The 13194-nt window shown below is 71.9% G+C and carries 12 protein-coding genes and 1 pseudogene; 11 read left to right on the top strand and 2 right to left on the bottom strand.

The genetic code is table 11. The features are described 5' to 3' along the window. Positions 1-110 precede the first annotated feature (110 nt). A complete protein-coding gene (locus ABZK10_RS08395; protein WP_353808730.1) occupies positions 111-683 on the bottom strand; it encodes a GNAT family N-acetyltransferase in 573 nt (190 codons plus the stop codon). Positions 684-887: 204 nt separating this feature from the next. Here ABZK10_RS08395 and ABZK10_RS08400 point away from each other — a divergent pair, with 204 nt between their 5' ends. The 7 genes from ABZK10_RS08400 (at position 888) to ABZK10_RS08430 (ending at position 10596) form a co-directional block, all read left to right on the top strand. Then, on the top strand, positions 888-1295 hold the full coding sequence (locus ABZK10_RS08400) for a nitroreductase/quinone reductase family protein (protein WP_353808731.1): 408 nt from the start codon (positions 888-890) through the stop codon (positions 1293-1295). A gap of 126 nt (positions 1296-1421) precedes the next feature. Then, on the top strand, positions 1422-2480 hold the full coding sequence (locus ABZK10_RS08405) for a LacI family DNA-binding transcriptional regulator (RefSeq protein WP_353808732.1): 1059 nt from the start codon (positions 1422-1424) through the stop codon (positions 2478-2480). 494 nt (positions 2481-2974) lie between these two features. After that, the gene (locus ABZK10_RS08410) at positions 2975-5080 is read left to right on the top strand and encodes a beta-galactosidase (protein WP_353808733.1); all 2106 of its coding nucleotides are present in this window, start codon (positions 2975-2977) and stop codon (positions 5078-5080) included. Positions 5081-5144: 64 nt separating this feature from the next. Next, the gene (locus ABZK10_RS08415) at positions 5145-6500 is read left to right on the top strand and encodes an extracellular solute-binding protein (protein WP_353808734.1); all 1356 of its coding nucleotides are present in this window, start codon (positions 5145-5147) and stop codon (positions 6498-6500) included. 103 nt (positions 6501-6603) lie between these two features. After that, entirely contained in the window at positions 6604-7566 is a 963-nt protein-coding gene (locus ABZK10_RS08420; RefSeq protein ID WP_353808736.1) for a carbohydrate ABC transporter permease, read from the top strand. After that, complete coding sequence (locus ABZK10_RS08425; RefSeq protein ID WP_353808737.1) at positions 7563-8507, top strand: carbohydrate ABC transporter permease; 945 nt, start codon at positions 7563-7565, stop codon at positions 8505-8507. Before ABZK10_RS08420 ends, ABZK10_RS08425 begins: the two co-directional genes overlap by 4 nt. 82 nt (positions 8508-8589) lie before the next feature. Continuing rightward, positions 8590-10596, top strand: a complete 2007-nt coding sequence (locus tag ABZK10_RS08430) for a beta-galactosidase (protein WP_353808738.1) — start codon at positions 8590-8592, stop codon at positions 10594-10596. Between the two features lie 254 nt (positions 10597-10850). On the opposite strand, the pseudogene ABZK10_RS08435 reads toward ABZK10_RS08430, so the two are convergent. Beyond that, positions 10851-11027: pseudogene (locus ABZK10_RS08435) on the bottom strand (ABC transporter ATP-binding protein); the annotation flags it as partial. A gap of 38 nt (positions 11028-11065) precedes the next feature. Here ABZK10_RS08435 and ABZK10_RS08440 point away from each other — a divergent pair. From ABZK10_RS08440 to ABZK10_RS08455, 4 genes are read left to right on the top strand one after another with little or no spacing between them, the layout of a single operon-like run. After that, positions 11066-11299 carry a CoA-transferase gene (locus ABZK10_RS08440; RefSeq protein ID WP_436408530.1) on the top strand — a complete coding sequence of 78 codons (234 nt, stop codon included), beginning with the start codon at positions 11066-11068 and terminating at the stop codon, positions 11297-11299. Beyond that, the gene (locus tag ABZK10_RS08445) at positions 11299-11946 is read left to right on the top strand and encodes a CoA transferase subunit B (protein ID WP_353808739.1); all 648 of its coding nucleotides are present in this window, start codon (positions 11299-11301) and stop codon (positions 11944-11946) included. The genes ABZK10_RS08440 and ABZK10_RS08445 overlap by 1 nt, the downstream gene beginning before the upstream one ends. Further along, complete coding sequence (locus tag ABZK10_RS08450; protein ID WP_353808740.1) at positions 11943-12182, top strand: thiolase family protein; 240 nt, start codon at positions 11943-11945, stop codon at positions 12180-12182. The genes ABZK10_RS08445 and ABZK10_RS08450 overlap by 4 nt, the downstream gene beginning before the upstream one ends. Then, positions 12128-13156 (top strand): acetyl-CoA C-acyltransferase, encoded by a 1029-nt coding sequence (locus ABZK10_RS08455; RefSeq protein WP_353808741.1) that lies wholly within the window; start codon positions 12128-12130, stop codon positions 13154-13156. The genes ABZK10_RS08450 and ABZK10_RS08455 overlap by 55 nt, the downstream gene beginning before the upstream one ends. Positions 13157-13194 lie beyond the last annotated feature (38 nt).

A 13194-nucleotide genomic window follows, 5' to 3' on the forward strand; every position in this document is an offset into this window, starting at 1 on the left:
CCTCCAGGTCGAACGCCGCGGCACCCGCGGCGGAGAGCGGGTGCCCACACTCTATCCCCGGGTGCGACGGCGAGGATGCGGGCAGCCACCGACGTGCTCACGCGCCCGGATCAGCGCAGGTCGAGTCGCATCAGCACGCGCGGGAACCCGTTCAGCACCGACGTCGTGTCGGCCGCCTTCGTGAAGCCCGCACCCTCGAACAGTGCCCGGGTGCCCACGTACGCCATCGTCTGCTCGATCCGCGCGCCGCGGTTGTCGAGCGGGTACCCCTCGATCGCCGGCGCGCCGTACGATCGCGCGAACTCGACGGCGCCCGCCAGGAGGGGATGCGAGATGCCCTGCTTCCGGTGCCCGGGACGGATGCGGATGCACCAGACGCACCACACGTCGAGGTCGTCGACGTGCGGGATCTTGCGGTTGCGCGCGAACTGCGTGTCGGCCCGCGGATGCACCGCCGCCCAGCCGACCACCTCGTCGCCGTCGTACGCGAGGACGCCCGGCGGCGGGTCCTCGGCGCAGAGCTCGCGCACGCGCTCGCCCCGCCCGCGCCCGCCGAGCTCGCGGTGCTCCCGCGACGGGATGCGGTAGCTCAGGCACCAGCACACGTTCGCGTCGGGCCGCTTGGGCCCGACCATGGTCGCGACGTCCGCGAAGCGGGACGCCGGGCGCACCTCGATGGCCATGCGGCCAGTGTCGCAGGCGCATCCGACATCGCGCCCGGGCGGCTCGGGCGGCCCGGGCGGCTCGGGCGAAGCGGAGGAGATTCGTGCGCACGGTGGGGTTGGTGCGGCGTGTCGGGCATCGGCCCCTCCGCTCGGCCCGGGCGGCGCGGAATACGAGCAGTCGGCGAAGGCTTGAGAGGGACGAACGTCCGACAGGAGGCATCCGTGAACGACTGGAACCAGGGGATCATCGACGAGTTCCGCGGCAACGGCGGGTTCGTGAGCACCGCGGGGTTCGGGCGCAACCTGCTGCTCGTGCACCACGTCGGCGCGAAGTCGAGGGTCGAGCGCGTGTCGCCGCTGTTCGCCCTGCGCAGCGACGCGGGCTGGCTGATCGCCGCGTCGAAGGGCGGCGCGCCCGCGCACCCGGCCTGGTTCCACAATCTCGGCGCCCACCCCGACACCGTCGTCGAGGCGCCGGGGGAGGGAGAGGTCGCCGTGCGCGCGGTCGAGCTGGAGGGGCAGGAGCGGGATGCCGCCTGGGCGCTGTTCACCTCGACGAGCGACGGATTCTCGCGGTACCAGGAGCGGACGAGCCGGGTCATCCCGGTGGTCGAGCTGCGTCGTCGCTGAGCCGGAGGCCCGCGTCGGGGCATCCGCAGCACTCACATGCCGAACGCGGAATGCATCGTGATCGCGTGGGCCGGGGTCTACAGTCGTGGGGTGAACGCAGGCCCTGCCCTGCGGAGAGGTGTCGACATGGACCGTGACGCGCCCGCGCATGAGCCCGTCGCCGTGGCGCCCGGAGCCCGGAAGGCCGCGACGATCTACGACGTCGCGCGCGCCGCCGGGGTCTCGCACCAGACCGTGAGCCGCTACCTGAAGGGGTACGAGGGCATCCGCCCGGCGACCCGCGAGAAGGTCGAACGGGCGCTCAAGGACCTCGACTACCGCATGAACATGACCGCCCGGTCGCTCGCGATGCGACGCTCCAACCGGGTTGCCGCGCTCGTGCACGACATCGTGCAGGTCGGGCCGAGCAAGACCGCGCAGGGCGCGAGCAGCGCGGCGCACGACGCCGGGTACGTGCTCGACTTCATCTCGCTCGACTTCCGTGACCGCGCCGCGATCGACGAGGCGCTCGAACTGGTCGCCCGGCAGGACCTCGCCGGGGTGATCGCGATGTCGACGACCGACCACATGGCGGCCGCGTTCGCCGCGACCGAGTTCCGCATGCCCGCGTTCATCGTGCCCGAGGACGAGGACGACGACGACCTGCGCTCCGACGACCCGCAGAGCGTGCACGGGCACGGCATGAAGCTCGCGATCGACCACCTCGTCGGACTCGGGCATCGCCGCTTCTTCTACATCGCGGGCCCCACTGGCTGGTCGTCCGCCCGCAACCGCGCCGCCGCGTACCACTTCGCGCTCGAGCACCACGGCATCGCATCCATCGGCCAGGCGGAGGGCGACTGGTCGCCGGCATCCGGGTACGCCGCCGCGCACCAGGCGGCGGTACGCACCGACGCGACCGCGCTGCTGGTGGCCAACGACCAGATGGCGCTCGGGGCGATGCTCGCGCTCGAGGAGCACGGCATGCGCGTGCCCGACGACGTCAGCGTGGTCGGGTTCGACGACATCCCCGAGGCGCGGTTCTTCCGCCCGCCGCTCACGACCGTGCGCCAGGACTTCGACCTGCAGGGGCGCATCGCGTTCGGACGGTTGCTGCAGCTGATCGACGGCCCCGACGCCTACACGGTGCCCCCGAACGTGCCGGAGCTCATCGTGCGCAGGTCGACGGCGCCGATGCGCGGCTGACCGCGCTCGCGGGGCGGCGGCATCCGTCGTCCGGTGCCGTCCGTCGCCCGGCGGATCGGTCGGCCCGTGTGGATCGGTCGGCCCGTGTGGATCGGTCGGCCCGTGTGGGTCGGTCGGCCCGTGTCGGTCGGTCGGCCCGTGACATCCGTCGCGCGGGTGGCATCCGCCACACCCGGTCGCATCCCCCGACCCGGGTGCGCACCCCCGCACGCGGCGTGACTCGGTATTCAGGAAGCCGAGGCGGGCGAGCGGACGCCGTTGCGCCGGAGTGCCCCCGGACGGCGATCCGCATCCTGAGCACTGCCGATTCCGGCGGAATGCTGCGTGCGGTCGCGCTCTCTCCCCGACGGGCTCCTGAAAAGCGCTCCTCACGTCCGGATTGTTAGCGGTAACAAATTGATAACGAGGGTTTGTTACCGGTAACAAACGCGTGTAACTTCCCGAACAGACCGGCACAGACGCCCTCACCGCACGACAACGGAGTTCTGCAGCGCATGACCTCGCACCAGCACGCACATCGCCCCACCGGCATCCTCTTCGGCGCCGCCTACTACGCGGAGTACCACCGCGAGGAGCGCACCGAGCAGGACCTCGACCTCATGCGGGAGGCCGGCTTCACGGTCATCCGGGTGGGCGAGTCGGTCTGGTCGACCTGGGAGCCGCGCGACGGCGAGTTCGACCTCGACTGGCTGCAGCCCGTGCTCGACGGCGCCCACGAGCGGGGCATCAAGGTCATCCTCGGCACGCCGACCTACGCGGTGCCGCCGTGGCTGCAGACCGCGTACCCGGAGATCGCGGCCGACCGCCGCACCGGGGAGCCCATGCCGTGGGGCGCCCGCCAGGAGGTCGACTACTCGCACCCGGCGTTCCGCTTCCACGCCGAGCGCGTCATCCGCGCCGTGGTCGCGCGCTACGCCGACCACCCGTCGGTCATCGGCTACCAGGTCGACAACGAGCCCGGCATGGAGCTCTTCCACAACCGCGGCAGCTTCCAGCGGTTCGTCCGTCGCCTGAAGGTGCAGTACGGCGACGTGGAGACGCTGAACCGCGAGTGGGGCCTGACCTACTGGTCGCACCGGCTCTCGGACTGGTCGGACCTGTGGACGCCCGACGGCAACTCGCTGCCGCAGTACGACCTGGCGTGGCGCCGCTACCAGGCCGACCTCACCACCGAGTTCATCTCGTGGCAGGCCGACATCGTGCGCGAGTATGCGAGCCCCGAGCAGTTCGTCACCACCTGCATCGCCTACAACCGCCCCGCACTCGACGACGAGGAACTCGTCGCGAACCTCGACATCACCGCCGGCAACCCGTACTACGCCATGCAGGACCACCTCGACCTCACGAGGGAGCTCGAGCCGGTCACGCACTGGACGACCTCAGGCGTGGCAGCGGTGTTCCGGCAGGCCGACCGCCTCTTCTCGTCGAACCAGTCGCGGTTCCTCGTGACCGAGACCGACGCGCAGGCGATCGGCGGGTCGGCGTTCAACCTGCCGCCCTACCCGGGCCAGCTCACCCAGGCGGCGTTCCTGTTCATCGCGCGCGGCGCCGCGATGATCGAGTACTGGCACTGGCACACCCTGCCGTACGGCACCGAGACCTACTGGGGCGGCGTCATCCCGCACAGCCTGCAGCCGGGGCGCGTCTACGCCGAGCTGGCCGAGGTCGGCGCGAGCCTCGAGGCCATCGGCGACGCGCTCGACGGGTACGAGCCCGACGGCGACGTCGCCCTGCTCTGGTCGAACGACAGCAACTTCGCGTTCGAGTTCACCCCGCCGCTGATGCGGCCCGACGGGCAGCCCGACACCACGGCGTACACGCGCATCTTCGACGCGTTCCACCGGGGCGTGCTCGAGGCCGGCGCGCAGTCGCGCATCCTGCACGCCGGGCAGGCGCACGCGATGGGGGCCGCCGAGCTCGCCGCCCGCTTCCCGGTGCTCGTCGCACCCGCCTTCTACATCGCGACCGACGCCGACCTCGACCTGCTGCGCGACTACGCGGCAGCGGGCGGGCATCTCGTCGTCGGCATCCGCACCGGCTACGGCGACGAGGAGGCCCGGGCCCGGGTCGAGGTCGCACCCGCCCGCGTGGGCGAGGCCGCCGGCGTGCACTACGAGGAGTTCTCGAACCTGCAGTCGGACGTGCCGGTCACGGGCGAGGGCGGGTTCGCGGCATCCGCGGATGCCTCGGGGCGCCTCTGGGCCGACGGGCTGATCGCCGTCGAGGCCGAGGTGCTCGCACGCTACGACCACCCGCGGTTCGGCGACTTCCCGGCCATCACCACCCGCGCCCACGGCGAGGGGCGCATCACCGTGGTCGGCACCGTGCCGTCGCCCGCGCTCGCCGCCGACCTCGTGCGCTGGGCCGTGCCCTCGACGATCGCCGACACGCTGGCCGCCGGCCGCGCGCTGCCCGCCACGGTCTCGTCGGGCACCCTGCCCGACGGCCGACGCGCCTGGTTCTGCTTCAACTGGAGCTGGGACGCGACCGCCATCACGCTCTCCCGCGACGTCGTGGATGCCGTCTCCGGCACGGCGCACGCCGCGGGCACCGAACTCACCCTCGAGGCATGGTCGACGCTGACCCTGCTCGACGGGTGACCCCGCCGGAATCCACCGGAGTCCGGGAACACCAAGGGAACACCAGAGAATCAGGGAAGAGGACATGAGGAACGCATCACGAACAGCACTGAAGCTGGGATCCGTCGCGGCCGCGGCAGCACTCCTCCTCACGGCGTGCTCGTCGGGCGACGGAGGCGACTCCGGCTCGAGCGGTGACGCCATCACCGACGCGCAGCGCGAGGAGGCGCTCAACACCCCGACCGAACTCACGTTCTGGACGTGGGTGCCCGACATCCAGAACGAGGTCGACCTCTTCGAGGAGGCCTACCCCGCGATCAGCGTCAAGGTCGAGAACGTCGGCCAGGGCCTGGAGCACTACCAGAAGCTCCGCAGCGCGCTCGAGGCGGGACAGGGCGCACCGGATGTCGCGCAGATCGAGTACCAGTACATCCCGTCGTTCGTGCTCACCGAGTCGCTGCTCGACCTCGAGCCGTACGGCGCCGACGAGATCTCGGGCGACTACGTGGGCTGGGCCTGGAACCAGGTCTCGCCCGCCGACCAGACGTGGGCGGTGCCGCAGGACGTCGGCCCGATGGGCAACCTGTACCGCGAGGACATCCTCGCGGAGGCAGGCATCGACGAGGCGCCCGCGACCTGGGACGACTACGCCGACGCCGCCAAGGCGGTCAAGGACGAGACGGGTTCGTACATCTCGAACCTCGGCGCGACCCAGGCCGGCCAGATGATCGGCTTCATGTGGCAGGCGGGCGTCAAGCCCTTCAGCTACGACGGCGCCGAGACCGTGTCGATCAACGTCAACAGCGCCGAGGCCAAGCAGGTCGGCGACTACTGGACCCAGCTGATCCAGGACGACCTGATCTCGACCGACGTCGACTTCCAGGACGAGTGGTACCAGGGCCTCGCGAACGGCAAGTACGCCGGGTGGCTCACCGCGGCCTGGGGGCCGATCTTCCTCCAGGGCACGGCCGAGTCGACCTCGGGCCTGTGGCGCGCGGCGCCGCTCCCGCAGTGGTCCGAGGGCGAGAGCGTCTCGGGCAACTGGGGCGGTTCGTCCGACGCGGTGCTCGCCTCCAGCGAGAACCCGATCGCGGCGTACGAGCTGGCGAAGTTCATCAACCACGACGAGGAGTCGGCGTTCCGCCTCGCGACGGAGCAGTTCCTGTTCCCGCCGCAGCTGTCGGTGCTCGACGACCCTGCGTTCTCGGGCCAGCAGCTCGAGTTCTACGGCGGCCAGGAGGTGAACGCGCTGTTCGCCGACATCTCCGAGACGGTCGACACCGACTTCGAGTGGCTGCCGTTCATGGAGTTCGTCTACTCGACCTACGAGGAGACGATCGGCACCGTGATCGCCGAGAAGGGCGACATCTCGACCGCGCTCGACGAGTGGCAGACCGAGCTCGTCGACTACGCCGAGGCGCAGGGCTTCACCGTCGAGTGAGGTCTCGGGGTGCCGGCCGGATGCCTCGGCCGGCACCCCGTCCCCGCCGGGCGCCCTCCACGGGCACGCCCGCCGCAGCACCACCTGAGAGTAAGGAGCCGTCGTGTCCACCGCACCGGCGCTCGACGCCGAGCGCCCCTCCGCCGCCGCCCCGAGGAAGAAGCCGCGCGTCGGCGCGAACCAGCGCAAGCTGAACCGCGCCGCGTACCTCTTCATCCTCCCGTTCTTCGTCGTCTTCGTGACGATGCTCGTCATCCCGCTGGTCTACGCGGGCTACCTCAGCCTGTTCGAGAGCAAGCTCATCGGCGGCGAGACGTTCGCCTGGTTCGCCAACTACGCCCGCGCCCTGCAGGACCCCGACTTCCTCGCGAGCCTCGGCCGCATGGTGGTGTTCTTCGTCGTCCAGGTGCCGATCATGCTCGGGCTGTCGCTGTTCTTCGCGCTCGCGCTCGACAGCGGTCGCGCGCGCGGCTCGAAGAGCGTGCGCCTGCTCGTGTTCATGCCGTACGCCGTGCCCGCGGTCGTCGCCACGCTGATGTGGGGCTACCTGTACGGGCCCGACTTCGGCCCGATCGCGCAGATCGCCCGGAACATCGGCTTCGGCACCCCCGACTTCCTGTCGCCGCAGAACATCCTCGGCTCGATGATGAACATCGTCAGCTGGGAGTTCATCGGCTACAACATGATCATCATGTACGCGGCGCTGCGCGCCATCCCGTCGGAGCTGTACGAGGCGGCCGAGATCGACGGCGCGGGCCAGTTCCGCACGGCATGGAGCGTGAAGATCCCGGCCATCCGGCCCGCGATCCTGCTCACCGTCATCTTCTCCATCATCGGCACGTTCCAGCTGTTCAACGAGCCCAGCCTGCTGAACGCGATCGCGCCCGACGCGATCACGAACTCGTTCACGCCGAACTACTACGCGTACAACCTCGCATTCATCAACCAGGACCTGAACTACGCGGCGGCGATCGCGTTCCTGCTGGGCCTGGTCATCGCGATCACCTCGTACGTGGTGCAGCTCAACGAGCAACGCCGCGAGCGCAGGGACAGGAGCGGAGCATGACCGACATGGAGACCCGCGCCGCCGTCACGGTCGGAGCGAAGAACGCCCCGCCCCGCGCGCGGAGGTCCGCGGCGACGCACCGCCGGTTCGCGCCGGAGCGCCGACGGAGCTGGCTGCTCACCGTCATCCTCTGGCTGCTGGTGCTGTACTTCGTGCTGCCCCTCTGGTGGCTGTTCGTCTCGTCGACGAAGGACAACTCCGCGCTGTTCTCGACCTTCGGGCTCTGGTTCGGTGGTGAGCTGTCGCTCTGGGACAACCTGCAGACGCTGTTCACCATCCGTGGCGGCCTCTTCGGGCGGTGGATCCTCAACACGGTCTTCTACGCGGGCACGGCGGCCGTCGGCGCCACCCTGCTGTCGACGATGGCGGGCTACGCGTTCGCGAAGTTCCGCTTCCCGGGCAGCGCGGCGCTGTTCAGCATCACGCTCGGCGCGATCATGATCCCGCTGACGGCGCTGGCGCTGCCGACCTACCTGCTGTTCTCGCGGGCCGGTCTCACCGACACCCCGTGGGCGATCATCATCCCGTCGCTCGTGAGCCCGTTCGGCGTGTACCTGATGCGCGTGTACGCGGCCGACGCCATTCCCGACAGCATGATCGAGGCGGCCCGCGTCGACGGTGCGGGGGAGTTCCGCATCTTCTGGCAGGTCGGCCTCCGGCTGCTCGGGCCGGGGCTGGTGACCGTGTTCCTCTTCTCGCTGGTGGCGACCTGGAACAACTACTTCCTGCCGCTGATCATGCTGAACACGTCGGAGCTGTATCCGCTGACCGTGGGCCTGGCCCAGCTGCAGTCGGCGGCGAGTGCCGGCGGCGGGTCGCAGGCGCTGTTCTCGACCGTCATCACGGGATCGTTCGTGTCGATCCTCCCCCTCGTGATCGCGTTCCTGTTCCTGCAGCGCTACTGGCAGTCGGGCCTCGCGACAGGCGGGGTGAAGGGGTGAACGGGACGAGCCCGGTGTCGGATGCGGCGCCACGGCGCGGCGAGACGGATGCGGCGCGCGAGCGCCGCACGGAAGGAGCATCGTGACCATCTGGTACGGCGGGGACTACAACCCCGAGCAGTGGCCGCGCGAGGTGTGGAACGAGGACGTCGCGCTCATGCAGCGCGGCGGCATCACCCTCGCGACCGTGGGCGTGTTCTCCTGGGCGAAGCTCGAGCCGCGGCAGGGGGAGTACGACTTCGCGTGGCTGGACGACGTGCTCGACGGGCTCCACGCCGGGGGCGTCCGCGTCGACCTCGCCACGGCGACCGCGTCGCCGCCGCCGTGGCTGGCGGCGCGGCATCCGGAGACCCTGCCCGTCACGGAGGACGGCGTGCGGCTCGCGGTCGGCAGCCGGCAGCAGTACTGTCCGAGTTCGCCGGTGTACCGGGCGCACGCGAAGCGGCTCGTCGAGCAGCTGGTGGCGCGCTATGCGGGGCATCCTGCCCTCGAGCTCTGGCACGTGAACAACGAGTACGGATGCCACGTGAGCCACTGCTACTGCGAGGTGTCGGCCGCGGCCTTCCGATCGTGGCTCGAGGCGAAGTACGGCTCGGTCGAGGAGCTGAACCGCGCCTGGGGCACCGCGTTCTGGTCGCAGCGCTACGACTCGTTCGCCCAGGTGTCACCGCCGTCGGCCGCGCCGAGCTTCAGGAACCCGACCCAGCTGCTCGACTTCGACCGGTTCTCGAGCGACGAGCTGATGGCGTGCTACGCGGCGGAGGTCGAGGTGATCCGGGCGGCGTCGGACGTGCCGATCACGACCAATTTCATGGGCTTCTTCAAGCCCGCCGACTACTGGAAGTGGGCGCCGCTGGTCGACGTCGTGTCGGACGACACCTACCCCGATCCGGCCGACCCGATCTCGCCGGCGTACGGGGCCATGGTGCGCGACCTCATGCGCTCGCTCGGCGGCGGCGACCCGTGGCTGCTCATGGAGCAGGCGCCGAGCGCCGTGAACTGGCGTGCGCGCAACGCGCCGAAGGCGCCCGGTCAGATGCGCGCCTGGTCGTACCAGGCGGTCGCGCGCGGCGCCGACGGCATCCTGTTCTTCCAGTGGCGGCAGTCGGCCGCCGGCTCGGAGAAGTTCCACTCGGGGATGGTGCCGCACGGCGGCACCGACACCCGGGTGTGGCGCGAGATCGCACATCTCGGCGGTGAGCTGCGCGATCTGTCGGGCCCCGCACGGGGGGTCGAGGGCGGTCGGGTGCCGGCGGCGGTGGCGATCGCCCTCGACTGGGACAGCTGGTGGGCGATCGAGCAGCCGGCGTCGCCGACGACGGTCGCGTACCTGCAGGTGCTGTTCGCGTGGCACCGGGCGTTCACGTCGCTCGGCCACACGGTCGACTTCGTGCGCGCCGACGGCGACCTCTCGCCGTACGGGCTGGTCGTCGCGCCGGCGCACTTCGTGGCGACGGACGCGCAGGTCTCCGGGCTGGCCGCGTACGCCGCCGCCGGCGGCACGCTCGTCGTCGGCTTCGGCACCGCGATCACCGACGAGCACCTGCACGTGCGGCTCGGCGGCTACCTCGGCGCGCCGCTGCGCGACGCGCTCGGCGTGTGGGTCGAGGAGTTCGCACCGCCCGCGGGGGCCGACCTCGCGGCGACCGGGGGCGGCGAGGTGCCGGCCGTCGGCCTGTCGGGAGCGGTCGTCGGCGGGGATGTCACCGGGTCGACGTGGGCCGAGGTCGTGCGGGTCGAGGACGCCGACGTGCGCGCGACGTTCACCGACGGCGCCCTCGCCGGGACGCCCGCGATCACGCGGCGCGCGACGGGCGACGGCGCGGCCTGGTACGTCGCCACCCTCCCCGACGCCGAGCCCCTGCGGGCACTGGCCGCTGCGCTCGCCGCGGACGCCGGCGTCGAGGCGCCCCCGCCGGCGGCGACCGGCGACGCGGTCGAGGTGGTGCGGCGCGGCGACGTCGTGTTCGCGATCAACCACGGGGCATCCGACGCCCGCGTGCTGATCGAGGGCACCGACCTGCTGACCGGGGCGGATGCCTCGGGGCTCGTACTCGCCCCGCAGGACGTCGCGATCGTGCGCCCCTGACGACACTGCGCCCGCTCCGCCCCGCTCCGGTCGGCCGGGGTCGGCCGGGGTGGTGCCCGTCAAAACAGTCAGCCCCACGGGCGGGCGTCGGGCTGCGGGGGCGCGGGCGCAGGGGCCGGGCGCCGACGCAGGGGCCGGGCGCCGACGCAGGGGCCGGACACCGCGAACCCGCCGATGGGGCGTCGCCCGGGGGGAACGGACGCCCCACCGGCGGGTCCGCAGCGGGCGGCCGTGCGACGGCCGCCCTCGCCGGCTCAGGCGGGCTGCGGGGGGCGCGCAGCCTCCGCCTTCGCGCGCTGGATCTCCTCGTAGATGTGCGTGCGCAGCTCGGTGAACCGCGGCGTGGACCGGGTGCCGAGCTGGTCGCGCTCGTCGGGGAGGTCGATCGTCACGTCGTCCTGCACGACGGTCGGCGAGCTCGAGAGCACGATACCTGCGGTTCGAGAAGTCGACCCGCAACTTCAACCCGCTGGCCGGCATGGCCGGGCGGGTGACCATCGCCGAGGTCGACGAGCTGGTCGAGCCCGGCGTGCTCGGGCCCGACGACATCCACCTGCCCGGCATCTACGTCGACCGCGTGGTCGCGCTGACGCCCGAGCAGTCGGCCGACCTGCCGATCGAGAAGGTCACCGTGCGGCCGCGGCCCGCCGGGGCGTCCGGCGGCCCCGCGGCATCCGCCGCCACCACCGTCGAGGAGGCATGATGCCGCTCACCCGCGACGAGATGGCCGCACGCGCGGCCCGCGAGCTCGAGGACGGCTCCTACGTGAACCTCGGCATCGGGCTGCCGACGCTCATCCCGAACCACCTGCCCGAGGGCGTGGAGGTCGTGCTGCACTCGGAGAACGGCATCCTCGGCGTCGGCCCGTACCCGTGGGAGGGAGAGGAGGACCCCAAGCTCATCAACGCCGGCAAGGAGACCGTGACGGTGCTGCCCGGCTCGGCGTACTTCGACTCGGCGACGAGCTTCGGCATGATCCGCGGCGGGCGCGTGACGCACGCGGTGCTCGGGGCCATGCAGGTGTCCGAGGCCGGCGACATCGCCAACTGGGCCGTGCCCGGCAGGATGGTCAAGCGCATGAGCGGGGCGATGGACCTCGTCAACGGCGCCGAGCACGTGCTCGTCGTGATGGAGCACGTCGCGAAGGACGGATCGCCGAAGATCGTGCGCCAGTGCACCCTGCCGCTCACGGGCCGGGGCTGCGTCGACCGCCTCATCACCGACCTCGCGGTGTTCGACGTGACCGATTCGGGGCTGGTGCTCGTCGAGCTCGCGCCCGGCGTGAGCCTCGAGCAGGTGACGGATGCGACCGAGGCGCCGTTCACCGTCGCCGAGGGGATGGCGGCATGACCGAGCTGCGCACCGCCGTGATCTGCGCGCCGCTGCGCACGCCGGTCGGGCGCTTCGGCGGCGCGCTCGCGGCGGTGCACGCGCGCACGCTCGCCGTGACGGTGCTCGAGGCGCTGCTCGAGCGCACGGGCATCGACCCGGCGGCGGTCGACGCGTCATCGGATCGCAGGGGTACCCGACGATGGAGTCGCCGGCGTTCGGCCGGGTGGCGGCGCTGGACGCCGGCTTCCCCGTGACGACGGGCGGTTACCAGCTCGACCGTCGCTGCGGATCGGGCCTCCAGGCGGTCGTCAACGCGGCGATGGAGGTGCAGACCGGGGCATCCGATGTCGTGGTCGCCCTCGGTGCCGAGTCGATGTCGAACGCACCGCTCTATACGGAGGAGGGGCGGCGCGGGCTGCCCGCGGGCGGACTGCTGCTGCACGATGCGCTCGCGCGCGGCCGCGAGACCGTCGGCGGCGCGCGGTTCCCGACGCCCGAGGGCAACGTGGGCTCGGCCGAGCTGCTGCGGCGCGAGTACGGCATCTCGCGCGCGGCGCAGGACGCGCTGGCGCTGCGGTCGCACCAGCGCGCCGTGGCGGCGTGGGAGTCGGGCGCGTTCGCGGCCGAGATCGTGCCGGCGACCGTGCCGGGCCGCCGGGGCGCGACGGTGGTCGACCGCGACGAGCACCCGCGCGCCGACACGACGCTCGAGGCGCTCGGCGCGCTGCGGCCCCTGCTGGGCCGGACGGACCCCGACGCCACCGTCACGGCGGGCAACGCGAGCGGGCAGAACGACGCCGCCGCGGCCTGCATCGTCACGACCCCCGAGCGCGCCGCCGCCCTGGGGCTCGAGCCGATGCTGCGGCTCGTCTCGTGGGCCGCGGCGGGCAACGACCCGCTGCGCTTCGGCGTCGCGCCAGTGCCCGCCGCGAACCGCGCCCTCGAGCGCGCCGGCCTCACCCTCGCCGACCTCGACGTGATCGAGCTCAACGAGGCGTTCGCCGTGCAGGTGCTCGCGTGCCTCGCCGACTGGGGACTCGACGCGGAGGACCCGCGGCTGAACCCCCGCGGCAGCGGCATCTCCATCGGGCACCCGATCGGCGCCACGGGGTTGCGCATGCTCGCGACCCTCGCGCACGAACTGCCCGACCTCGACGGCGACCTCGCGCTCGAGACCATGTGCATCGGCGGCGGCCAGGCGCTCGCCGCGGTGTTCGCGCGCGCCTGAAGCGGAGCGTCGCCTCGACGCATCCGTGCATGGGCGGG

The sequence above is a fragment of the Agromyces sp. SYSU T00194 genome (assembly GCF_040496035.1).
Classification (GTDB): Bacteria; Actinomycetota; Actinomycetes; order Actinomycetales; family Microbacteriaceae; genus Agromyces; species Agromyces chitinivorans.

What these genes read in the sequence shown, in the direction of transcription:
- ABZK10_RS08395 (WP_353808730.1), bottom strand. Translation starts at nt 683, where the DNA reads ATGGCCATCGAGGTGCGCCCGGCGTCCCGCTTCGCGGACGTCGCGACC.
- ABZK10_RS08445 (WP_353808739.1), top strand. Translation starts at nt 11,299, where the DNA reads ATGCCGCTCACCCGCGACGAGATGGCCGCACGCGCGGCCCGCGAGCTC.
- ABZK10_RS08425 (WP_353808737.1), top strand. Translation starts at nt 7,563, where the DNA reads ATGACCGACATGGAGACCCGCGCCGCCGTCACGGTCGGAGCGAAGAAC.
- ABZK10_RS08410 (WP_353808733.1), top strand. Translation starts at nt 2,975, where the DNA reads ATGACCTCGCACCAGCACGCACATCGCCCCACCGGCATCCTCTTCGGC.
- ABZK10_RS08415 (WP_353808734.1), top strand. Translation starts at nt 5,145, where the DNA reads ATGAGGAACGCATCACGAACAGCACTGAAGCTGGGATCCGTCGCGGCC.
- ABZK10_RS08405 (WP_353808732.1), top strand. Translation starts at nt 1,422, where the DNA reads ATGGACCGTGACGCGCCCGCGCATGAGCCCGTCGCCGTGGCGCCCGGA.
- ABZK10_RS08455 (WP_353808741.1), top strand. Translation starts at nt 12,128, where the DNA reads ATGGAGTCGCCGGCGTTCGGCCGGGTGGCGGCGCTGGACGCCGGCTTC.
- ABZK10_RS08450 (WP_353808740.1), top strand. Translation starts at nt 11,943, where the DNA reads ATGACCGAGCTGCGCACCGCCGTGATCTGCGCGCCGCTGCGCACGCCG.